General features: G+C 68.6%; 22 protein-coding genes. 14 read left to right on the forward strand and 8 right to left on the reverse strand.

Annotated features, from left to right (window positions below; translation table 11 throughout):
• Position 1: 1 nt before the first annotated feature.
• The 5 genes from G6N67_RS15675 to G6N67_RS15695 all read left to right on the forward strand — a co-directional run bounded on the left by G6N67_RS15675 (position 2) and on the right by G6N67_RS15695 (position 5,702).
• The gene (locus G6N67_RS15675; RefSeq protein ID WP_110798396.1) at positions 2-301 is read left to right on the forward strand and encodes a WhiB family transcriptional regulator; all 300 of its coding nucleotides are present in this window, start codon (positions 2-4) and stop codon (positions 299-301) included.
• Between the two features lie 50 nt (positions 302-351).
• Complete coding sequence (locus G6N67_RS15680; RefSeq protein WP_110798397.1) at positions 352-1,959, forward strand: PucR family transcriptional regulator; 1,608 nt, start codon at positions 352-354, stop codon at positions 1,957-1,959.
• A 122-nt stretch (positions 1,960-2,081) separates the two neighbouring features.
• On the forward strand, positions 2,082-3,437 hold the full coding sequence (locus tag G6N67_RS15685) for a type III PLP-dependent enzyme domain-containing protein (RefSeq protein WP_051578654.1): 1,356 nt from the start codon (positions 2,082-2,084) through the stop codon (positions 3,435-3,437).
• A 40-nt stretch (positions 3,438-3,477) separates the two neighbouring features.
• Entirely contained in the window at positions 3,478-4,866 is a 1,389-nt protein-coding gene (locus G6N67_RS15690; protein ID WP_036431827.1) for an amino acid permease, read from the forward strand.
• Positions 4,863-5,702 (forward strand): serine hydrolase, encoded by an 840-nt coding sequence (locus tag G6N67_RS15695; protein ID WP_036431831.1) that lies wholly within the window; start codon positions 4,863-4,865, stop codon positions 5,700-5,702. Before G6N67_RS15690 ends, G6N67_RS15695 begins: the two co-directional genes overlap by 4 nt.
• Here the strand turns inward: G6N67_RS15695 and G6N67_RS15700 are convergent.
• Positions 5,699-6,832 (reverse strand): ATPase BagB, encoded by a 1,134-nt coding sequence (locus tag G6N67_RS15700; protein ID WP_036431834.1) that lies wholly within the window; start codon positions 6,830-6,832, stop codon positions 5,699-5,701. The two genes, G6N67_RS15695 and G6N67_RS15700, sit on opposite strands and share 4 nt — an antisense overlap.
• Positions 6,832-7,863 (reverse strand): ATPase BagA, encoded by a 1,032-nt coding sequence (locus G6N67_RS15705; RefSeq protein WP_179976863.1) that lies wholly within the window; start codon positions 7,861-7,863, stop codon positions 6,832-6,834. Before G6N67_RS15705 ends, G6N67_RS15700 begins: the two co-directional genes overlap by 1 nt.
• Before the next feature lie 44 nt (positions 7,864-7,907).
• On the opposite strand from G6N67_RS15705, the gene G6N67_RS15710 reads away from it, so the two are divergent.
• The 3 genes from G6N67_RS15710 to G6N67_RS15720 are packed head-to-tail and all read left to right on the forward strand — an operon-like array spanning position 7,908 to position 9,346.
• Entirely contained in the window at positions 7,908-8,069 is a 162-nt protein-coding gene (locus G6N67_RS15710; protein WP_073902818.1) for a Sp36 family protein, read from the forward strand.
• The gene (locus G6N67_RS15715; RefSeq protein WP_036431840.1) at positions 8,066-8,521 is read left to right on the forward strand and encodes a RidA family protein; all 456 of its coding nucleotides are present in this window, start codon (positions 8,066-8,068) and stop codon (positions 8,519-8,521) included. Before G6N67_RS15710 ends, G6N67_RS15715 begins: the two co-directional genes overlap by 4 nt.
• A gap of 48 nt (positions 8,522-8,569) precedes the next feature.
• Positions 8,570-9,346, forward strand: coding sequence for an MBL fold metallo-hydrolase (locus tag G6N67_RS15720; protein WP_036431842.1), 777 nt, complete (start codon positions 8,570-8,572; stop codon positions 9,344-9,346).
• A gap of 61 nt (positions 9,347-9,407) precedes the next feature.
• Here G6N67_RS15720 and crp read toward each other — a convergent pair whose 3' ends face one another.
• Both crp and G6N67_RS15730 read right to left on the reverse strand, forming a co-directional pair.
• Entirely contained in the window at positions 9,408-10,082 is a 675-nt protein-coding gene (gene crp, locus G6N67_RS15725; RefSeq protein ID WP_003883807.1) for a cAMP-activated global transcriptional regulator CRP, read from the reverse strand.
• Positions 10,083-10,170: 88 nt separating this feature from the next.
• Positions 10,171-10,470 carry a hypothetical protein gene (locus tag G6N67_RS15730; RefSeq protein WP_036431844.1) on the reverse strand — a complete coding sequence of 100 codons (300 nt, stop codon included), beginning with the start codon at positions 10,468-10,470 and terminating at the stop codon, positions 10,171-10,173.
• Between the two features lie 90 nt (positions 10,471-10,560).
• Between G6N67_RS15730 and nth the strand changes: the two genes are divergently transcribed.
• From nth to marP, 4 genes are read left to right on the forward strand one after another with little or no spacing between them, the layout of a single operon-like run.
• Complete coding sequence (nth, locus tag G6N67_RS15735; RefSeq protein ID WP_036431846.1) at positions 10,561-11,364, forward strand: endonuclease III; 804 nt, start codon at positions 10,561-10,563, stop codon at positions 11,362-11,364.
• 3 nt (positions 11,365-11,367) lie between these two features.
• Positions 11,368-12,012 (forward strand): TlpA family protein disulfide reductase, encoded by a 645-nt coding sequence (locus tag G6N67_RS15740; RefSeq protein ID WP_036431848.1) that lies wholly within the window; start codon positions 11,368-11,370, stop codon positions 12,010-12,012.
• Positions 12,013-12,023: 11 nt separating this feature from the next.
• On the forward strand, positions 12,024-12,800 hold the full coding sequence (locus tag G6N67_RS15745) for an NUDIX hydrolase (protein ID WP_036431850.1): 777 nt from the start codon (positions 12,024-12,026) through the stop codon (positions 12,798-12,800).
• An 11-nt stretch (positions 12,801-12,811) separates the two neighbouring features.
• On the forward strand, positions 12,812-13,999 hold the full coding sequence (marP, locus tag G6N67_RS15750) for an acid resistance serine protease MarP (RefSeq protein WP_036431851.1): 1,188 nt from the start codon (positions 12,812-12,814) through the stop codon (positions 13,997-13,999).
• 3 nt (positions 14,000-14,002) lie between these two features.
• On the opposite strand, the gene G6N67_RS15755 is transcribed toward marP, so the two are convergent.
• Positions 14,003-14,935, reverse strand: coding sequence for an alpha/beta fold hydrolase (locus G6N67_RS15755; protein WP_036431852.1), 933 nt, complete (start codon positions 14,933-14,935; stop codon positions 14,003-14,005).
• On the reverse strand, positions 14,935-15,447 hold the full coding sequence (locus G6N67_RS15760; RefSeq protein ID WP_036435305.1) for a phage holin family protein: 513 nt from the start codon (positions 15,445-15,447) through the stop codon (positions 14,935-14,937). The genes G6N67_RS15755 and G6N67_RS15760 overlap by 1 nt, the downstream gene beginning before the upstream one ends.
• Positions 15,448-15,596: 149 nt before the next feature.
• Here G6N67_RS15760 and G6N67_RS15765 point away from each other — a divergent pair, with 149 nt between their 5' ends.
• Positions 15,597-16,292, forward strand: a complete 696-nt coding sequence (locus G6N67_RS15765; RefSeq protein ID WP_036431854.1) for a S1 family peptidase — start codon at positions 15,597-15,599, stop codon at positions 16,290-16,292.
• Positions 16,293-16,375: 83 nt separating this feature from the next.
• Here G6N67_RS15765 and acs read toward each other — a convergent pair whose 3' ends face one another.
• Positions 16,376-18,337 (reverse strand): acetate--CoA ligase, encoded by a 1,962-nt coding sequence (acs, locus tag G6N67_RS15770; RefSeq protein ID WP_036431856.1) that lies wholly within the window; start codon positions 18,335-18,337, stop codon positions 16,376-16,378.
• 126 nt (positions 18,338-18,463) lie between these two features.
• Between acs and G6N67_RS15775 the strand changes: the two genes are divergently transcribed.
• Complete coding sequence (locus tag G6N67_RS15775) at positions 18,464-19,201, forward strand: hypothetical protein (RefSeq protein WP_036431858.1); 738 nt, start codon at positions 18,464-18,466, stop codon at positions 19,199-19,201.
• Here G6N67_RS15775 and G6N67_RS15780 read toward each other — a convergent pair.
• Positions 19,198-20,532: an MFS transporter gene (locus G6N67_RS15780; protein WP_036431860.1), complete on the reverse strand. Its 1,335-nt coding sequence runs from the start codon at positions 20,530-20,532 to the stop codon at positions 19,198-19,200. The genes G6N67_RS15775 and G6N67_RS15780 overlap by 4 nt on opposite strands.
• Positions 20,533-20,534: the final 2 nt, after the last annotated feature.

Here is a 20,534-nt window from a genome sequence, read left to right on the forward strand (position 1 = left end):
AGTGACCCACGGTCGAGAGGCCGAAGCCCGCATCGCATGGGTGTCCCAAGCCCGGTGCCGGCAGGCCGACCCTGACGAGTTGTTCGTCCGCGGCGCCGCTCAGCGCAAAGCCGCGGTCATCTGCCGGCACTGTCCGGTGATCCTCGAATGCGGCGCGGACGCACTCGACAACCGCGTGGAATTCGGAGTGTGGGGCGGCATGACCGAACGCCAGCGCCGTGCCCTGCTCAAGCAACACCCCGAAGTCAGCTCCTGGGCCGACTTCTTCGCGGCCCAGCGCAAACATCGCAGCGCCGTTTAACCACCCCGCCCGCCGCGGCGCTCGGCGCCGGCCGTAGCGTGGCGTCAGCCATGAATGCCGTCGAGCCCGCACTTCCGTTGTCGGCGTTGGTAACTGGCGCCGCGGGCATGCTGATACCCGTCGCGGCCGATATCGAACGGGACGACGATCCGTTGGTGCGCGACGTCGCGCTGCACGAACGCGGTACGTCGGTGGACTATTCGGGCGCCATCGTGCTGGTCAGCACGCGCATCGACGACCGGTTCGCGCTCGGGTCACTGCTCGACGAGGTGGGAACCGCTGCTGCGCTTGTGCTTCCGGCCGACGCGACGCGCGACCTATCCGTGGTGCCCGGCGATCCCGCTCACCGTCCCCGCTTGTTCCGGCGGTCGCCCTGGGTGGGCTGGACCGAGCTGTTCGCTGGTCTGATCCGGCTGCTCGGCGCGGGCCGCGTCGTCATGCCCGCCCCGAACGTCGACAATCTGCAGGCGCTGGCCCGCTGGATCAGCGGCAAGACCGGTGCGCCCGTGACCATCGAGGATCTGGATTCTCGGGTGCTGGCGTATGCCGTCGCCGATCACGATGTCGATCCGATCCGCAACCAGACGATCCTGCGCGGTTCGGTGCCCGAGTATCGGGTCGAGCGGCTGATGTCCAGCGGATTCCTACCCGCGGTGTGGCGGTCCGACGACGTTGTCGTTCGCAACGCCGAGGACAACGATCCGGCTCGGATGGTGATCTCGCTCAAGACCGGCACCGAGACGCTCGGCACCATCTGGGCCGCGCTTGACGACGACACCGACCGGACCGAGCTGCGCGCGCTGCTGCTCGAGGTGCGTCAGACCGCGGCGGCCATGATGCTCCGCGAAGTCCACCGCGACCAGTACGAACGGCAGCTGCAGGAATCGGCGCTGGTCGATCTGCTCGCGAACGGCGTCGAGCCAGGGATCCCCGCGGCGCTGCTGGGCCTGCAGAGCGAAACCCGCTACGCCGTCGTCGCGCTGGGTGCGGACACGGCTGCGTCGCGTTCGGTGATGTTCCATCTCCAGGCGCTGCGGGCCGGGGCGCGGCCGGCGTCCGTGGCGGGGCACCTGCTGGTGGTCGTCCCGCTGCACGACGACGAGACCGCAGAGGCCGATGTGGCAGCCGCCCTGTCCGAGCGCCTGGGTCGGGTCGCAGGCGAACGCGACGTCGTCATCGCGGTCGGACCCGTCGCGCCGGCCCTGCCGGACCTTCGGAATTCGGCGACCGTCGCCCGGCACGTCCTCGACGCCGCGGCCCTCGGCGGCCAGCGCCGCGGCGGTGTCACGGTACTCACGGCGGCCGACGTGCCCGACGCGTTGACCCTCCTGCGGGTGGCCGACCGCCTGCTGCCGATGGCGGATGCCATCGCAGAGCCGCTGGAGATCCTGCGTCGTCACGATGCCGACCACGGGACCAGCCTGGTCGACACCGTCGCCGCGGTGCTGTCCCATCCCGGCAACCTGGCCGAAGCGGGACGCGCATTGGGGATTCACGCCAATTCGCTGCGGTACCGGCTCGAGCGCATCGGTGCGGTCTCGGGTATCGACCTGCATTCGGCACCCGCTCGGTTGCGTGCCGCACTGGCCCTGCTGGTCTGGGAACGCACCGGAGTGCCGCGACCCGGCGAATCGCACAAAACCGGCGGGGCGCCGTAGTGCATTTCGACGAACGCGGCGGTATCGACTCGCAGTGACCCTCACATTTGCACGAAGAACGCCGCGAAAGTCCTCGACGTGCGCGGGCTGCGCCGATATCGCGCTCTCCTTAGGGTTTTGGCGTGATTGAGACGACGTCGGCTGCCCGACATGTTCTGCCCAGTTCGGAGACGCTGCTGCGGCGCCGCGCAGAGGTGGTTGCCGGCGTGGTGCGGCACGGCTTCATCGACGACGCGCAGCCCTTGTGCGGCGTGATCGACCTGGACACACTCGACGAGTTGATGCGCGATCTCGCGGTGACCTACCCGCCGGAGATGCCGGCGTTGCACACCATCGCCGCGAAGGCCATCACGCTGCGGCCGGTCCTGGCCAGGTTCGCCCGGGCGGGCTTCGGGTGCGAGGTGGCCAGCCCCGGCGAGCTCGAACTCGCCCTGGCCGCAGGCTTTCCCGTCGAGCGCATCGTGCTGGATTCGCCGGCGAAGACGACGTCGGACCTCGCCAGGGCCGTCGAACTGGGCATCTCGTTCAACATCGACAATTTCGAGGAGCTCGCTCGCGTCGACGACGTGCTCGCACGCGTCGGTGCCACCCGGTCGATCATCGGGATACGCGTGAACCCACAGACCGGAGCGGGTGCGATCGGTGCCATGAGCACCGCGACCACGACGTCCAAGTTCGGCATCGGGCTGGCCGACGACCGGGCGCACATCATCGACGCGTTCGCGGCCCGGCCGTGGCTGACCCAACTGCACGTACACAGCGGCTCGCAGGGGGTGCGCCTCGAACACGCCGCGCACGGTGTGCGTCTGATCGTGGATCTCGCCGACGCCATCAACGCGCGCGTCGGCCGTCGCCAGATCGAGCGGATCGACATGGGCGGGGGACTGCCGGTCAATTTCGAATCCGACGACATCACCCCGACGTTCGCCGACCACCGGGCGGCCCTGCAGCAGGCCGCACCCGGATTGTTCGACGGCACATACGGTTTGGTGACGGAGTTCGGTCGAGCCCTGACCGCCAAGGCCGGCACCGTGGTGGCCCGCGTGGAGTACACGAAGGTCACGGGCGGCCGCTCGATCGCCATCGCGCATGCCGGGGTCCAGGTCGCCACCCGCACGATCTTCGCGCCGGGAGCCTGGCCCCTGCGCATCGACGTCTACGACCCGACCGGCCGCCGCCGCGTCGCGCAACCGTGCGTACAGGACGTCGCGGGGCCCGCCTGTTTCACCGGCGACCTGCTGGCCACCGGCCGCGAACTGCCCCGCATCCGCCCGGGGGATCTGGTGGCCGTGCCGGAGACCGGCGGCTACTACTTCTCCACCCATTTCTCGTACAACGCGCTGCCCCGGCCCGCCGTCTACACGATCGGATCCGACGCGCACGGGCACCGGCGCTGGTCCTTGGCGCGTCGCGCCCAGTCGATCGACCAGATCGTCGCCGAGGCCGGTGAACCGGCCCTCGTTCCCCTGCCCGCCTGACGACCCGCCGCGTCCCTTCCCTCGAATCGAGTTCTCGCCCATGACCTCAACCGAACCCCGCTCCGGCCTGGCCCAGTCGCTGAAGACCCGGCACATGACGATGATCGCCATCGGAGGCGCCATCGGCGCCGGGTTGTTCGTCGGCAGCGGCGCGGTCATCAAGACCGCCGGGCCCGCCGCAATCCTGTCGTACTGTCTGGCCGGTGCGCTCGTGCTGTGCACGCTGCGCATGCTCGGCGAGATGGTGGTGGCCAAGCCCAGGGCCGGTGCGTTCGCCGATTACGCCCGCATCGGGATCGGGCCATGGGCGGGCTTCACGCTCGGTTGGCTGTACTGGTACTACTACGTGATCATCATCGCCGTGGAAGCCGTTGCGGGAGCGCAGATCCTGCACGTCTGGGTCGGGCTGCCGCTGTGGGTCATGGCCATGCTGCTGATGGTCGTGATGACCGCGACCAACCTGATCTCGGTGAGATGGTTCGGCGAATTCGAATTCTGGTTCTCCGGCATCAAGGTCGCCGCCATCGTGTCGTTCATCATCCTGGGGCTGCTGTGGGTGGCCGGGCTGTGGCCGGGCGACACGGGTGGGCTGTCGAACCTGGTGGCGCACGGCGGGTTTGCGCCCAACGGATTCGGATCGATCCTCGGCGCGGTCGTGGTGGTGATCTTCGCGTTCGGCGGGGCCGAGATCGTCACGATCGCGGCGGCCGAGAGCGCCGAGCCGGCCAAGTCGGTGGCCCGGGCGACCACGGGTGTGATCTGGCGGATCATCCTGTTCTACGTCGGCTCGATCTTCCTGGTGGTGTGCATCCTGCCCTGGAACGACGCGTCGGTGCTTTCGAGCCCCTACGTCGCCGCGCTGGACAAGCTGGGGATCCCCGGCGCCGGTGTGATCATGAACTTCGTGATCCTCACGGCGGTGCTTTCGGTGCTCAACTCGTCGATCTACACGTCGTCGCGCATGCTGCGCGTGCTCGCATCGCACGGCGACGCGCCAGAGTGGCTGGTGCGGACCAACTCTCGAGGCGTTCCCACCGCGGCCGTCCTCGCCAGCACGGTCGTCGGATGGGTCTCCGTCGTGGTGGCCTACATTGCCCCCGATTCGCTGTTCCTCTTCCTCGTGAACTCGTGCGGCGTGGTGGCGATCTTCATGTACGTGATGATCGGTGTTTCCGAGTTGCGGGTGCGCCGGGCCATCGAACGCGAGGATCCGTCGCGGCTGACGTTGAAGATGTGGTTCTTCCCGTATCTGACCGTCGCCGTCATCGTGAGCTTCGTGCTGGTGCTGGTGGCCATGCTGTTCGACGCCGATCAGCGAGTGCAGCTGCTCGCCAGTGTGCTCAGCCTGGTCGTGGTCCTTGTCGCGTACGTGCTGCGCAAGCGCTACGGCCGGGTGCCGGCAGACGCTGTGTCCCGCGAATCGGCATGAGCGGCTTGTTCACTCAGGCGTCGACGTGGCTCGCCGGCGCGGCGACGTGGTCGACCCGCGTGGTGGATCTGACCACCGGCGACACGTTGTGGGAACACGATCCCGCGCGGGTGCTCAAGACCGCGAGCGTCGGCAAGGTCTTCCTGCTGGCGGAGGTGGCACGCCGGTTCGAGGCCGCCACGTTGGATCCCGCCGAAGTCGTCGCGGCCGGCGCAGCCGATCAGGTGGCGGATTCCGGTGTGCTGTACCTGATGCGGCAGCAGGATCTCCGGATCGACGACCTGTGCCTGCTCATCGGCGCGGTCAGCGACAACATGGCCACCAACATCCTGCTGCGCAGGCTCGGGCTGGAGGAAATCCAGCGCGCGACCCGCGACCTGGGGTTCACCGCGAGCGGGCTGCGGGATCGGGTGCGGCTGAACCGATCCCGCGACGACCCGCTCACGCTGTCGGTGGGCAACGCGGCAGAGCTGTGCGCGCTGGTCGCGCGGCTGGACGCGGGCACCATCCACGACCGCGCGGTCTGCGGGCGGGTCAGGCGATGGCTCGCCGTGAACACCGATCTTTCGATGGTCGCGGGCGCCTTCGGTCTCGACCCGTTGGCTCACACCGAGCCCGATCACGGCTTCGAGCTGTGGAACAAGACCGGGACCATCGCCGATGCCCGCATCGACATCGGCTGCGTGACGCGCCGGGTGGACGGACGCAAGGTCGGTTATGCGGTGCTCGCGAATTGGGCGTGGGGGGAAGACCACCGGGATCCCGTGCTGCACGGCATGCGGCGGATCGGCACGGAGATCCGCCGCTACCTCGACAGTGCGAGGCCCGGCGCCTAGGCGACCGAAGCTGCTTCGCCGGTGATCTGATCGGCGATCGCCCGCAACGCCTCCAGGTCTGAGACGTCGAACGGCAACGACGGCACCCCGACGATCGCCACGTGCGGGTTCGCCCCGGTGAACCGCGACAGCAGGCGTACCTCGCGCTTGGCGGTCTGGGCGCGGTCGGCGTGGATGCGCAGCACCCCTGCCGTCAACGACTCGGGATCGTCGGCCGCCAACTCGTCTGCGGCCTCCTCGGCCTTCTCGGCGTGCAGATCGCACAGCGTGGGATGCGTGCGGTTGAGGATCAGGCCCGCGAGCGGCATGCGTTCGCTCGAGAGCCGGTCGACGAAGAACGACGCCTCGCGCAACGCATCCGGCTCGGCTGCCGACACCACGACGAACTGGGTGCCGCGGCGCTTGAGCAATTCATAGGTGCGGTCGGCCTTTTCCCGGAAGCCGCCGAACGTCGCGTCCAGTGACTGCACGAAACCGGCTGCGTCGGAAAGCATCTGGGAACCCAGCACGGTCGACAACGCCTTCATGGCGAGCCCGACGGCGCCGGTTACCAACCGGCCGATGCCGCGTCCCGGCGCCAGCAGCATGCGCCACAGCCGGCTGTCCATGAAGCTGCCCAGCCGCTGCGGCGCATCCAGGAAGTCCAGTGCGTTGCGCGACGGCGGGGTGTCGACAACCACGAGATCCCACTTGTCCTCGGCCAGCAGCTGGCCGAGCTTCTCCATGGCCATGTACTCCTGCGTGCCGGCCAGTGACGTCGCAACTGTTTGGTAGAACTGGTTTTCCAGGATCGCGTCGGCCCGGTCGGGCCCGGAGTACTGGATCACCATCTCGTCGAATGTGCGACGCATGTCGAGCATCATGGCGTGCAGCTCGCCGCTGACCTCGGGGGCCAGCGGAACCCGCTGCGGCGTGTTGCCGAGATCCTTGATGCCGAGGGCCTGCGCGAGCCGCTTGGCCGGGTCGATCGTGAGGACGACGACGGTGCGCCCGTACTCCGCGGCCCGCAGGGCCATCGCCGCCGCCGTCGTGGTCTTGCCGACACCGCCTGCGCCGCAACAGACTACGACGCGATTGCTGGTGTCGGACAAGATCGCGCGCATGTCCAACGCCGGTGGTTTCGCACTCACTATCGGACTCCCTGTCGCTCGAGTTCCTCGGCCAGCTCGTACAGGCTGCCCAGGTCCACACCGTCGGCCAGGGCGGGCAGTTCCAGCCGCGGCACATCGATCGCGTCGAGTTGTTCGGCGCTCTCGGCACGCGCGGCGATCCGGGTCGCATGCTGGATGGTCTCGGTGAGCAAGCCGGCCAGATCGTTGTCCGACAACGTGATTCCCGTTTTTGCCAGATCCGCTCGCACAGCGTCGGCGTCGACGTCGCCCTCGGCGGCCTTGGCCAGATCGTCGGCGGACAGATACGCCGGGATGTTGCGGTTGACGATGACGCTGCCGATCGGCAGGCCCATCTCGGTGAGTTCTTCGATGGCCTCCAGGGTTTCCTGGATCGGCAACGCCTCCAGCAGGGTCACCAGGTGGATCGCCGTCTGCTCGGAGTGCAGCAGCTTGACCACGCCGTCGGCCTGAGAGTGCACCGGGCCGCCCTTGGCCAGATCCGACACGGCCTTGGTGACGTCGAGGAAGCGGGAGATCCGGCCCGTTGGCGGTGAGTCGACGACGACCGCGTCGTACGCGATCCGTTTTGCCTTGGGGCTCTTGTCTGTTCGGGTGACGACCTCTTTGATCTTGCCCGTCAGCAGCACGTCGCGCAGGCCCGGCGCGATGGTGGTGGCGAACTCGACGGCGCCGATGCGGCGCATCGCGCGGCCGGCCAGCCCGAGGTTGTAGAACATGTCGAGGTATTCCAGGAACGCGGCCTCGATGTCGATGGCCAGCGCGTTGACCTGACCGCCGCCGTCGGCCGTGGCGATCTTGACTTCCTCGTAGGGCAGCGGCGGCACGTCGAACAGCTGCGCGATGCCCTGGCGTTCCTCCACTTCGACCAGCAGCACCCGGCGGCCACCCGCGGCCAGCGCCAGGGCCAGCGCCGCGGCGATGGTGGATTTGCCGGTACCGCCCTTGCCGGACACGAAGTGCAGTCGCGCTTTGGTCAGGCGCGACGGCCAGCCGACCGGTTTGGCGCCGCTTTCTGTGGTTGCCACCAGTGCATGCTAACCATTGGCCGGAGCCCGACCGATAAGCTCGGGCCATGACCGAACCGACCCGGTGGGAATACGCCACGGTGCCGTTGCTGACGCACGCGACCAAACAGATCCTCGACCAGTGGGGAGCCGACGGCTGGGAGCTGGTCTCCGTGCTGCCCGGGCCGACCGGTGAACAGCACGTCGCCTACCTGAAGCGGCCGAAGTGAGCGCGTCTTCGCGGCTCACCGAACTGGGCATCGAATTGCCCGAGGTGGTGGCGCCGCTCGCGGCCTACGTTCCCGCCGTGCGGACCGGCAATCTCGTCTACACCGCGGGGCAGCTGCCCATCCAGGGCGGCGAGCTGCTGGCGACCGGAAAGGTCGGCGCCGAGGTGAGCCCCGAGGAGGGCAACGCCCTGGCCCGCGTCTGCGCCCTCAACGCGCTGGCCGCGGTGCACGCGCTGGTCGGCATCGACAGTGTGGTCCGGGTCGTCAAGGTGGTCGGCTTCGTCGCGTCGGCCCCGGGCTTCAGTGGCCAGCCCGGCGTGGTCAACGGTGCCTCCGAGCTCTTCGGTGAGGTGTTCGGCGACGCCGGTGCGCATGCCCGCTCGGCCGTCGGCGTGTCCGAGTTGCCGCGTAATGCGCCGGTCGAGGTCGAAATCATCGTCGAGGTCGCGTGAGCGACGATCGGGCAGAGGTCGCGTGAGCGACGATCGGGCAGGGGTCGCGTGACCGCTGAGCACCCGGCTTACGGGGTGCTGCGGCCCGTCACACCGACGGCCTCGGTACTGCTCTGCAACAACCCCGGCCTGATGACGCTCGAGGGCACCAACACGTGGGTTCTGCGGGCGCCGGGCAGCGACGAGATGGTGGTCGTGGATCCCGGGCCCGACGATGACGAGCACATCGCCCGCATCGCCGAGCTCGGGCGCATCGCGCTGGTGCTGATCAGCCACAAGCACGAGGACCACACGGGCGGCATCGACAAGATCGTCGAACGCACCGGCGCCGTGGTCCGTTCGGTCGGCAGCGGTTTCCTGCGCGGGTTGGGCGGGCCGCTGACCGATGGCGAGGTGATCGACGCGGCCGGGCTGCGCATCACGGTGATGGCCACGCCCGGCCACACGGTCGACTCGCTGAGTTTCGTGCTCGACGACGCCGTGCTGACCGCCGACACCGTGCTGGGGCGCGGCACGACCGTGATCGACACCGAGGACGGCAGCCTGCGGGACTATCTGGAGTCCTTGCGCCGGCTGCAGGGCCTCGGCGCACGTACGGTCCTGCCGGGCCACGGCCCCGACCTCGCCGATCTCGAAGCCGTCACCGCGATGTACCTCGCGCACCGCGAAGAGCGGCTCGAGCAGGTGCGGGGTGCGTTACGGGAACTCGGTGACGACGCCACGGCCCGCCAGGTCGTCGAGCACGTGTACACCGACGTCGACGAGAAGCTGTGGGATGCCGCCGAGTGGAGCGTGCAGGCCCAGCTGGACTACCTCCGCGCCTAGGCGCCGCGACAAAACTGCCCCTCTTCCGCGGAAGAGGGGCAGCTCATGGGGTTCTGCGGAGTCAGCGCGCGCGCCGTGCCAGCCGTTCACTGTCGGAGATCAGCACGCTCTTGCCCTCCAGCCGGATCCAGCCGCGGTGGGCGAAGTCGGCCAGCGCCTTGTTGACGGTTTCGCGTGACGCGCCGACGAGCTGGGCGATCTCTTCCTGAGTCAGGTCGTGGGTGACCCGCAGCGCGCCGCCCTCCTGCGTGCCGAACCGCTGGGCCAGCTGCAGCAGCTGCTTGGCCACGCGACCGGGCACGTCGGTGAAGATCAGGTCGGCGAGGTTGTTGTTGGTGCGGCGGAGCCGGCGCGCGAGCACGCGCAGCAGCTGCTCGGCGATCTCGGGCCGGTCGGCGATCCACGCCCGCAGCGCGTCGCGGTCCATCGACACCGCACGCACCTCGGTGATGGTGGTGGCGCTCGACGTCCGCGGTCCCGGATCGAAGATCGAAAGCTCACCGAACATGTCCGACGGACCCATGATGGTGAGCAGGTTCTCGCGGCCGTCCGGCGAGCGGCGGCCGATCTTCACCTTGCCGGAGATGATGATGTACAGCCGATCGCCCGGCTCGCCTTCGGCGAACACGGTGTGTCCGCGCGGGAAGTCGACGGGCTGCAACTGCTTGGTCAACGCCGATACGGCGGTGGGTTCGACTCCCTGGAAGATTCCGGCCCTGGCCAGGATCTCGTCCACGTTGCCCCTCTTAAGCTGGTGGGTGGTGTGATCTCTAACTGATAATCGTGATCATTCTAGAGGTACGCGGTTTCGCGACTAGCCCACGCTACACACGATTGGCATATCGAGTCTCCTGAAATTCAGGATTTGGGTGGCATGAGGTCTGCAATCGCGTTGGCAAACGCTCGACATTGAGGTCGCCGAGTGCGGTCTCGATCGCGACGTGTCGTTGCCGCAGCCGTCGCTGCAGGCCGTCCATGGTCTCGCGGGTATCGGCGCGCGCCGGATGCGCTGCCGGGCCGGACACGGGGCCGGATTCGCGGGCAAGCCACGCCTCGAGGCGGTCGAGCCCAAATGCCGCCAGCATCAGCAACCCCGGGATGAGCGCCACCAGCAACCACGACACAAGGGTGAAGTAAACACGCCGTAGGTCTCAGCGGGATCACGAAATCTCACCAGGTGTTCGACGGACCGATGTCACCATCCGCGCGGCGTCATGTCGGGGGTTGTCAGTACGCTGACAGCCGTGTCAACCGGTGTCGCACCAACAGGCAAAACAGCCCGCGCCAAGAAGTGGGACACCGAAACGCACCTCGGTCTGGTGCGCCGCGCGCGCAGAATGAACCGCGAACTCGCGCAAGCATTTCCGCATGTCTATTGCGAGCTGGATTTCACCAATCCGCTCGAATTGGCGGTCGCGACCATTCTTTCCGCGCAGAGCACCGACAAGCGGGTCAATCTGACGACGCCCGCGCTGTTCGCGAAATACCGCACCGCACTCGACTACGCGCAGGCCGACCGCGCCGAGATGGAGGAGTTGATCCGTCCCACCGGCTTCTACCGGAACAAGACCACGTCGCTGATCCGGCTGGGGCAGGAGCTCGTCGCACGCTTCGACGGGGAGGTGCCCAAAACCCTCGACGAACTGGTGACGCTGCCCGGCATCGGCCGTAAGACCGCCAACGTCATCCTGGGCAACGCCTTCGACATCCCGGGCATCACGGTCGACACGCACTTCGGGCGCCTCGTGCGGCGCTGGCGCTGGACCGCCGAGGAGGATCCGGTCAAGGTCGAGTTCGCGGTCGGTGAGCTCATCGAACGCAGCCAGTGGACTCTGCTCAGCCACCGCGTGATCTTTCACGGCCGCCGGGTCTGCCACGCACGCAAACCGGCCTGCGGCATCTGCGTGCTGGCCAAGGACTGCCCGTCGTTCGGCCTGGGGCCCACCGAGCCCGAGGTCGCCGCCGCCCTGGTCAAGGGCCCGGAGACCGAGCATCTGCTGGCCCTGGCCGGCCTGTAGGACATGAGCGTTTCGACCCGGTGGACCGTCGTGGTGCTCGTGGTCCTGGTGGCACTCGGCGCGGCGTTCTGGATGGAACTGCGTGACCAACCGGGCAGCACACCGGGGGCGGACACGCCCACCGCGCGCGATCACCGCGACGCCGACACCCCCGAGGCGCTGGCCGGCCCCCGCGCCAAAGCCGCTCTGCCGCCGTGTCCCGCACCCGGCGCAGGCGCGGGCCCCGAGGCGCTGCGGGGCATCACCCTGGAATGCGCGGCCGACGGCGCACCGGTCGACGTCGCCCGCGCGCTGGCCGGGCGTCCGGTGGTGCTCAACCTCTGGGCGTACTGGTGCGGGCCGTGCGCCGACGAGTTGCCCGCCATGGCCGAATACCAGCGGCGCAACCCCGGGGTGCTGGTGGTGACAGTGCACCAGGACGAGAACGAAACCGCCGCGCTGCTGCGCCTCGCCGAGCTCGGCGTACGCCTGCCGACGCTTCAGGACGGCCGCCGGTTGGTCGCCGCCGCACTACGCGTGCCCAACGTCATGCCTGCGACCGTGGTGCTGCGCGCGGACGGTAGCGTTGCCGAGATCCTGCCGCGACCATTCGCGACCGCGGACGAGATCGCCACGGCGGTCGACGCGAAGATTCGGCCCGACAGATAGGAGCACCCGGGGTGAGTTCCACGCGCGACGGGCTGACTCCCGATGCCGCCCCGGCGTGGCTCAAGCCTTTGGTGGACAACGTCGCCGGGGTGCCCGACGCGTACCGCAGGCGCGTGCCACCCGATGTGCTGGCGGCGATCGTCGAGGCGAACGAGCAGGCCGCGCTGGCGGGCGCGCGACGCGACGCGGCCGTGCTGGTGTTGTTCTCGGGCCCCCCGGACGCCCCGGCCGGTGCGCTGCCCGACGACGCCGATCTGCTGGTCACGGTGCGAGCGTCGACCCTGCGCCACCACGCCGGTCAGGCCGCGTTTCCCGGCGGTGCCACCGATCCGGGTGACGACGGACCCGTGGGCACGGCGTTCCGGGAAGCCGTCGAGGAAACCGGGATCGACACCAGCCGGCTACACCCGCTGGCCACCCTGGAGCGGATGTTCATCCCGCCGTCGGGTTTTCACGTCGTGCCCGTCCTGGCGTACTCGCCCGACCCTGGACCGGTCGCGGTGGTCGACGAATCCGAGACCGCGGTCGTCGCGCGGGTTCCAGTGCGCGCCTTCACCAATCCCGAGAACCGGCTCATGGTCTACCGCGAGGCCAACACCAGCCGGTTCGCGGGCCCGGCATTCCTGCTGAACGAGATGCTGGTGTGGGGGTTCACTGGTCAGGTCATCTCCGCGATGCTCGACGTGGCCGGCTGGGCGAAACCGTGGAACACCGACAATGTCCGGGAACTCGACGAAGCAATGGCGCTCGTCGCGCGTCCGAACGGCTACGGTGAAGCCCAACATTGAAGTGGAATTGAATGACACCTTCGCTCTGGCTTGATCTGGCCGTCATCGGCATCGCCTTCGTTGCCGCCATCTCCGGGTGGCGCTCGGGGGCGCTCGGCTCCCTGCTGTCCTTCATCGGCGTCGTGCTGGGCGCGGTCGCCGGCGTGCTGCTGTCGCCGCACGTGGTCACCCACATCGACGGGCCCCGCACCAAGCTGTTCGCGGCGCTGTTCTTGATCCTCGCACTGGTCGTGGTCGGTGAGATCGCGGGCGTCGTGCTGGGCCGCGCGGTGCGCGGCGCGATCCGCAACCGCGGCCTGCGCCTGATCGACTCGGCGGTGGGCGTCGCACTGCAGCTGGTCGCGGTGCTGGTGGCGTCCTGGTTGTTGGCGACGCCGTTGACCTCGTCGGACCAGCCGAACCTGGCCGCCGCCGTCAAGGGGTCGCGTGTGCTGTCGGAGGTCGACAAGGTCGCGCCGCCGTGGCTCAAGTCGGTGCCGACGCGGCTGTCGAGCCTGCTGGACACCTCGGGCCTGCCCGACGTGCTGGAACCGTTCGGCCGCACCCCGATCGTCAACGTCGACGCCCCCGACGCCGCGCTGGCCAACGATGCCGTCGTCGGCATCACGCGACCCAGTGTCGTCAAGATCCGCGGTATCGCGCCCAGCTGCCAGAAAGTGCTCGAGGGCAGTGGCTTCGTGGTCGCGCCCAACCGGGTGATGTCCAACGCGCACGTCGTCGCCGGTGCGGACAGCGTCACGGTCGAGGCCGACGGGCAGACCTACGAAGCCGGTGTCGTGTCCTACGACCCGAATGCCGACATCTCGATCCTCGACGTGCCGAATCTGCCGACTACGCCGCTGGTGTTCGCCGACGCGCCCGCGCCGCAGGGCACCGACGCGGTCGTGATGGGGTATCCGGGCGGCGGCGATTTCGTCGCGACCCCGGCGCGGGTCCGCGAGATCATCGAACTCAACGGGCCTGACATCTACCGCAAGACCACCGTGACCCGCGAGGTCTACACCGTGCGCGGCACGGTGCGGCAGGGCAATTCGGGTGGGCCGATGATCAACCGCAGCGGCAAGGTGCTCGGCGTGGTGTTCGGCGCGGCCGTCGACGACGCCGACACGGGCTTCGTGCTGACGGCCAAAGAGGTCGAGCGGCAGATGGCCAGGGTCGGCAACACCCAGCGGGTCGCCACCGGGACGTGCATCTCCTGACCGCTAGGCGTGGACCTGGGCGAAGTACCGGGTCAGCTGGGCGTTGACCTCCGCGGGCTGCTCCTCGTGCGCGAAATGGCCCGCGCCCGCCACGGATACGTAGCGGCCGTGCGGGGCATAGTGCTGCGTGCGGTACACCGGGTCGGCCAACACGTACGGATCCGCGTCGCCGCGCAGGTGCAGCACCGGGACGTGGATGGGCCGCTTCATGGACCGCATGAAGCGCCTGCCCTCGCCGCGTAACTGGCTGCGTACGGCCCAGCGCTGATACTCCAGGGCCGAATGCGCCGCGCCCGGAATCTGGATCGCCTGCCGAAGGTGCCCCATGGTCTCGGCGAAGTCCTGCGTGGCCTGCCATTTCTCGCTCGAGCGGCTGCGCACCAGCCGCTCGAGTTCCGCGCCGTCGTGGCGGGTCAGCGCATGCTCGGGCCAGATCGGCAACTGATAGCGCAGCATCGGCGGCAGCAGCGCCCGGCCCTGGTCGCGGCGCGTGAGCGTGGACGCCCGCAGCGCGACCGGATGTGGCGAGCTGACCACCGCGATCGCGCGCACCACGCGAGGGTGCAGCACCGCGGTCGCCCAGCACACCAGACCACCGTCGGCGTGCCCGACCAGCGTCGCGGTCTTGTGCCCGAGCGCGCGCACCAGGCCGGCCGTGTCCCCGGCCAGGGTCCAGCCGTCGTAGCCCCGCGGCGGTTTGTCGGTGCCGCCGTACCCGCGCAGGTCCACCGCGACCACCCGGGCGTCCCGCAATCCGGTGAGCTGATGGCGCCACGACCACCAGAACGAGCCGAAGCCGTGCAGCAGGATGACCAGCGGCCGGTCGGGCTGCGAGCCCTCGCCTTCCACGACCTGGAACCGGATGCCGTTGGCGTGGACCTGTAGATGACGCCAGGGCCCGTCGATCCGTGTGACCGACGGATCAGGCGCGGGCATTACCAGCCCGAAGGGTCAGCGGTGGGTTGCTTGGCCACCGCCGCGCCCGGTGCGGCGGCCTTGTCGTGCCCGGGGGTGAGCGCTTCGCGGGTTTCCTTGACCGACTCGATGGTTTGCCTCGGACCGCGGATGCGCCGCACCTTGAGGTACCCGAACAGGGCGAGCGCCACGGTCGTCAGCACCATGACCCCGAACACGATCAGGAACGCGACCCAGCGCCACAGCCACGTGTCGAGCAGCTCGGCCACGAAGAAGAAGAAAAAGAACGTCGAGTAGAACAGCACGACCAGGGCGGCGATGAAGAACACGCTGCCGGTCAGGCCCTTCTTGACGTCGCGGGTGATCTCGGCCTTTGCCAGCTCGACTTCGGCGCGCACCAGGGTCGACATCTGCGCGGTGGCGTCCTTGACCAGGTCACCGATGGACGGGTCGGGCTTGGGCGCGTTCGGATCCACCAGCGGAATCGATGTCACCGTTGCTGGTACGCCGTTCTTGCGGTCGCCAATGCTCACGGACACCGTCCTCCCCGAATCAGATTGGGTTTCGGCGTTCATGGTGCCATGCGACGCGCGGGCTCACGATCCCGGTCGGCATGTGTGCCCAAGTAGACTTCCGGTATTCCCTTGGCTTGCGCGGGTCGGGCGCGTCGATTGGAGGACTCTTGGCGACCAGACACCGCCGGCGACTTCTCGTGTTGGCACCGCTTCTTGCACTGGTCGCCCTGCTGACCCCGGTCGCCGCGCACGCCGACGGTCCGGTCGTGCTCGGCGGCGGTTCGGGCATCGTCGTCAACGGCGACACGTTCTGCACGTTGACCGCGATCGGTCATGACAACGCCGGCAGGCTGATCGGCTTCACGTCGGCACACTGCGGCGGCCCGGGCGCGGTGGTGGGCGCCGAAGGCGCCACCGACGCCGGGATCGTGGGCAAGATGGTCGCCGGCAACGATCTCCTGGACTACGCGGTGATCGAGTTCGACCCGCAGAAGGTCACGCCGACCAAGAACGTCAACGGCTTCGAGATCGACGGGCTCGGCCCGGACCCGGTCTTCGGCCAGGTCGCGTGCAAGCTCGGCCGCACCACCGGCTACTCGTGCGGTGTGACCTGGGGGCCGGGCCAGGAGCCCGGCACGATCGTCAATCAGGTGTGCGGACAGCCCGGTGATTCCGGCGCGCCCGTAACCGTCAACAACCTCCTGGTCGGCATGATCCACGGCGCGTACACAGAAGACCTGCCGACGTGTGTGGTGAAATTCGTGCCGCTGCACACCCCGGCCGTGACGATGTCGTTCAACACGCAGCTGGCAGACATCACCGCCAAGAACCGGCCCGGCACGGGATTCGTGCCGATCGCCTAGCTTCCCTCCCGCGGAACTGCATTCCCGGTCGTAAAACCCGGTCTTAAACGACCGGGAACGCAGTTCCGCGGGGGAGCGGCGGACTACTTGCCGGCGCGGATGGCCTCGAACACGCTGGGATCGACCAGGGTCGAGGTGTCGCCGAGCTCGCGGCCCTCGGCGACGTCGCGCAGCAGGCGCCGCATGATCTTGCCGCTGCGGGTCTTGGGAAGCTCTGGCACCACGTGGATCTCGCGGGGCTTGGCGATGGGGGAGATCTCGGTGGCGACCTGGGCGCGCAGTTCCTCGATCATGTTCTCGGCGCCGCCGTGGGCGCTTTCCTTGAGGATGACGAACGCGCAGATGGCCTGGCCCGTGGTGTCGTCGGTGGCGCCGACCACCGCCGCCTCGGCGACGCCCGCATGCCCGACGAGAGCCGATTCGACCTCAGCGGTCGAGATCCGGTGCCCGGAGATGTTCATGACGTCGTCGATGCGGCCCAGCACCCAGATGTTGCCGTCCGAGTCGTAGCGCGCGCCGTCACCGGCGAAGTACCAGCCCTGCTCGGCGAAGCGCGACCAGTAGGTCTCCTTGAACCGTTCCGGGTCACCCCAGATGCCGCGCAGCATCGACGGCCACGGCTTGTCGAGCACCAGGTAGCCCGTGACGTGCTCGGCTTCGTCGGCTCCGGGCACCAGGTCGTTGCCATCGTCGTCGACGATCTTGGCCGAGATACCGGGCAGCGGGGTCATGGCCGAACCGGGCTTGGCAGCCGTCACGCCCGGCAGCGGGGAGATCATGATGGCGCCGGTCTCGGTCTGCCACCAGGTGTCGACGATCGGAGTCTTGTTGCCTCCGATGAACTCGCGGTACCAGCGCCACGCCTCGGGGTTGATGGGTTCACCGACCGAACCCAGCAGCCGCAGGCTGGTCAGATCGTGGGCCTCGGGCAGCACGCGGCCCCACTTCATGAACGTGCGGATCAGCGTGGGCGCCGTGTAATAGATTGTGACGCCGTACTTTTCGATGACCTCGAAGTGCCGGTGCATGGTCGGCGACGCCGGGGTGCCCTCGTAGACCACCTGTGTGACGCCGTTGGCCAGCGGGCCGTAGACGATGTAGGTGTGGCCGGTGACCCAGCCGATGTCGGCCGTGCACCAGTACACGTCGGTTTCCGGCTTGATGTCGAAGACGTTGTAATGCGTGTACGCCGCCTGGGTCAGGAAACCGCCCGACGTGTGCACGATGCCCTTGGGCTTGCCGGTCGTTCCCGACGTGTACAGCAGGAACAGCGGCTGCTCGGAGTCGAACGCCTCGGGGGTGTGCTCGGGGGAGGCTTGCTCGACCGTCTCGTGCCACCACAGGTCGCGGCCATCGGTCCACTCGATGTCGATTCCGGTGCGCCGCACCACCAGAACGTGCTGCACCGACGGCTGGTCGGCGACCGCCTCGTCGACCGCGCTCTTGAGCGACGCGGCCGCGCCACGCCGGTACTGCCCGTCGGTGGTGATCACCAGCTTGGCCTCGGCGTCCTCGACGCGGGCCCGCAGTGCGCTCGCCGAGAAGCCGGCGAACACCACCGAATGCATGATGCCCAGGCGCGCACACGCCAGCATCGCGACGATCGCCTCGGGCACCATCGGCATGTAGATCGCCACGCGGTCACCGGCGGTGAGGCCGAGATCGGTCAGTGCGTTGGCCGCGCGGGAAACCTCGTCCTTGAGCTGGGCGTAGGTGATGTCGCGCTCGTCCTCGACGGGCTCACCGACCCAGTGGATGGCCACGCGGTCGCCGTTGCCGGCCTCGACGTGGCGGTCGACGCAGTTGTAGGCGACGTTGAGCTTGCCGCCGACAAACCATTTGGCGAACGGGGCGTCCGACCAGTCCAGCACCTCGGTGAACGGCGTCTGCCAGGACAGCCGGGCGGCCTGAGTTGCCCAGAACCCCAAGCGATCCTGCTCGGCTTCGGAGTAAAGCTCGGCCGTCGCGTTGGCATTGGCCGCGAAATCGGCCGGCGGCGGATAGGCTGACGGAACGTCGGTGTGCGTCGCTGACGGGTTTGTCATGTGTGTGAGCGTAGTCACCAAACGTTGCAGCCGCGTTGGGACGTCACAAGACGCCCGATGGGCGGTGGGCCAGCTGCGCTGAACGGTCGGATTTGTTGCGCTCAGCGGTCGACTACCGTAAGCCGGATGACCGATCCACTTGCCCCTTTGCTCGATTTGCCAGGGGTGGCCGCAGCCTGCGACGAAGCGCGCGACGCGCTCGGCCGGGCGCACCGGCACAAGGTCAATCTGCGGGGCTGGCCCAAGACGGCAGCGGAGTCGGCGCTGCGCGGTGCACGGGCGTCCGCGGTGCTCGACGGCGGCTCGCTGCAGGTGCCTGCCGACGGTAAGCCCGATCCCGTGATGGCCGGCGCGATCCGGGTCGCCGAAGCCCTCGAAGGCGGTGCGACGGCCCTGGTCGGCGTATGGCAGCGGGCCCCGCTGCAAGCGCTGGCACGGCTGCATTCACTGGCCGCCGCAGATCTCACCGATGACGAGCATCTCGGCCGGCCGCGCACCGATCCCGAGGTGGGGACGCGGTTGGCGCTGCTGACCGAGATTCTCACGGGCGGGTCGAAAGCACCCGCGCCGGTGCTGGCCGCGGTGGCGCACGGCGAGCTGCTCACGTTGGCGCCGTTCGGCTCGGCCGACGGGCTGGTGGCCCGCGCGGTGTCGCGGTTGATCACGATCTCCAGCGGCCTGGATCCGCACGGCCTCGGAGTGCCCGAGCTGCACTGGATGAAGCAGGCGGGCAACTACAAGGCCGCTGCCCGCGGGTTCGCGTCGGGAACGCCCGACGGCCTGACAGCGTGGCTTCTGCTCAGCTGTCAGGCCTTGCACGCCGGGGCGCGCGAGGCGCTGCAGATCGCGCAGGCCTCGGCCTAGTCGGAGGCCTGGTCGGAGGCCGCGTCGGAGACCCGCTCCACGCGGCCCACGAGCAGCACGTAGCTCGCGATGCCGATCGCGGTGACCACCGTCATGTAGACGAAACCTGGCGCGAAACTGTCGTCGGTCACCAAGAGCCCGATGATGATCGGTGTGGCGATCGACGACAGGTTGCCGATGAAGTTGAACATGCCACCGGTGAGCCCGAGCAGCCGCTTGGGGGCCAGCGCCGACACCAGCGACCACGTGATCGAGGCCAGGCCGTTGCCGAAGAACGCGATCGACAGGAACACCACGACCATCGCGGTCGAGTCGGTGAAGTTCGCGCCGAGCATCGCCATGGTCAGCAGCAGCCCCGTGATGATCGGGCCCTTGCGCGCGGTACCCAGTGAAACACCGCGCCGCAGCAGGAAATCCGAGAAGACGCCGGAGAACAGCACGCCGACGAGCGCCGCGATGAACGGCAGCGACGCCAGGAACCCCGTCTTGATGTAGTCCATGTCGCGGTATTCGACGAGATACGTCGGGAACCAGGTCAGGAAGAACCACAGCGTCGAGGTCAGGCAGAACTGGCCCAGGTAGATGCCCCACAACTTGCGCCTGCCGAGCACGGTCGCCACGTCGGCGCGCGTCACGGCGGCGCGTTGGGGGGCCGCTTCGACGACGTCCACGAGCCCGCCGCCACCGGCGATCAGCTCGATCTCCGCGTCGTTGGCCCGTGACTCGCGCGGCTCCCGGTACAGCGAGTACCAGACCGCGGCCCAGAGCAGGCCGATCGCGCCCGTCACGATGAACACCCAGTGCCAGCTCAGCACCGACTGCAGCCACGACAGCACAGGCGTCAGCAGGGCCAGACCGATGAACTGGCCGGACGTGTAGAAGCCGATGACCGAGGCCCGTTCCCGCTCGGGGAACCACGCCGTCGCGACGCGGTTGTTGATCGGATAGGCCGGCGCCTCGAAGATCCCGACGAGCAGCCGCAGCGCGATCAGCGCGACGAACCCGCCGATGACGCCCATGAACACCGTGGCCAGCGACCACAGCGCGAGACACAGCGGGTACAGCACGCGCGGGCGGATGCGGTCGACGAGCCAGCCGCCGGGGATCTGCAGCGCGGCATATGTCCAGCCGAACGCCGACAGCAGCAGGCCCTGTTGTGCCTTGGACAGGTCCATCTCGTCGGCGATGGCCGGCATCGCGATCGACAGGTTGGCGCGGTCCATGTAGTTGATCACCACCGTGACGAACAGCAGTACCGCGATGAGCCACCGGGCTCGCGACGCCTGGGTGGCCAGCCGCGGGCGGGTGGTCGCTGTGTTGTTCTGCGTCATGT

The sequence above is a fragment of the Mycolicibacterium mageritense genome (assembly GCF_010727475.1).
GTDB lineage: Bacteria > Actinomycetota > Actinomycetes > Mycobacteriales > Mycobacteriaceae > Mycobacterium > Mycobacterium mageritense.

What these genes read in the sequence shown, in the direction of transcription:
- G6N67_RS15775 (WP_036431858.1), top strand. Translation starts at nt 18,464, where the DNA reads ATGACCGATCCACTTGCCCCTTTGCTCGATTTGCCAGGGGTGGCCGCA.
- G6N67_RS15755 (WP_036431852.1), bottom strand. Translation starts at nt 14,935, where the DNA reads ATGCCCGCGCCTGATCCGTCGGTCACACGGATCGACGGGCCCTGGCGT.
- acs (WP_036431856.1), bottom strand. Translation starts at nt 18,337, where the DNA reads ATGACAAACCCGTCAGCGACGCACACCGACGTTCCGTCAGCCTATCCG.
- G6N67_RS15690 (WP_036431827.1), top strand. Translation starts at nt 3,478, where the DNA reads ATGACCTCAACCGAACCCCGCTCCGGCCTGGCCCAGTCGCTGAAGACC.
- nth (WP_036431846.1), top strand. Translation starts at nt 10,561, where the DNA reads ATGTCGGGGGTTGTCAGTACGCTGACAGCCGTGTCAACCGGTGTCGCA.
- G6N67_RS15740 (WP_036431848.1), top strand. Translation starts at nt 11,368, where the DNA reads ATGAGCGTTTCGACCCGGTGGACCGTCGTGGTGCTCGTGGTCCTGGTG.
- G6N67_RS15680 (WP_110798397.1), top strand. Translation starts at nt 352, where the DNA reads ATGAATGCCGTCGAGCCCGCACTTCCGTTGTCGGCGTTGGTAACTGGC.
- marP (WP_036431851.1), top strand. Translation starts at nt 12,812, where the DNA reads ATGACACCTTCGCTCTGGCTTGATCTGGCCGTCATCGGCATCGCCTTC.
- G6N67_RS15780 (WP_036431860.1), bottom strand. Translation starts at nt 20,532, where the DNA reads ATGACGCAGAACAACACAGCGACCACCCGCCCGCGGCTGGCCACCCAG.
- G6N67_RS15695 (WP_036431831.1), top strand. Translation starts at nt 4,863, where the DNA reads ATGAGCGGCTTGTTCACTCAGGCGTCGACGTGGCTCGCCGGCGCGGCG.
- G6N67_RS15710 (WP_073902818.1), top strand. Translation starts at nt 7,908, where the DNA reads ATGACCGAACCGACCCGGTGGGAATACGCCACGGTGCCGTTGCTGACG.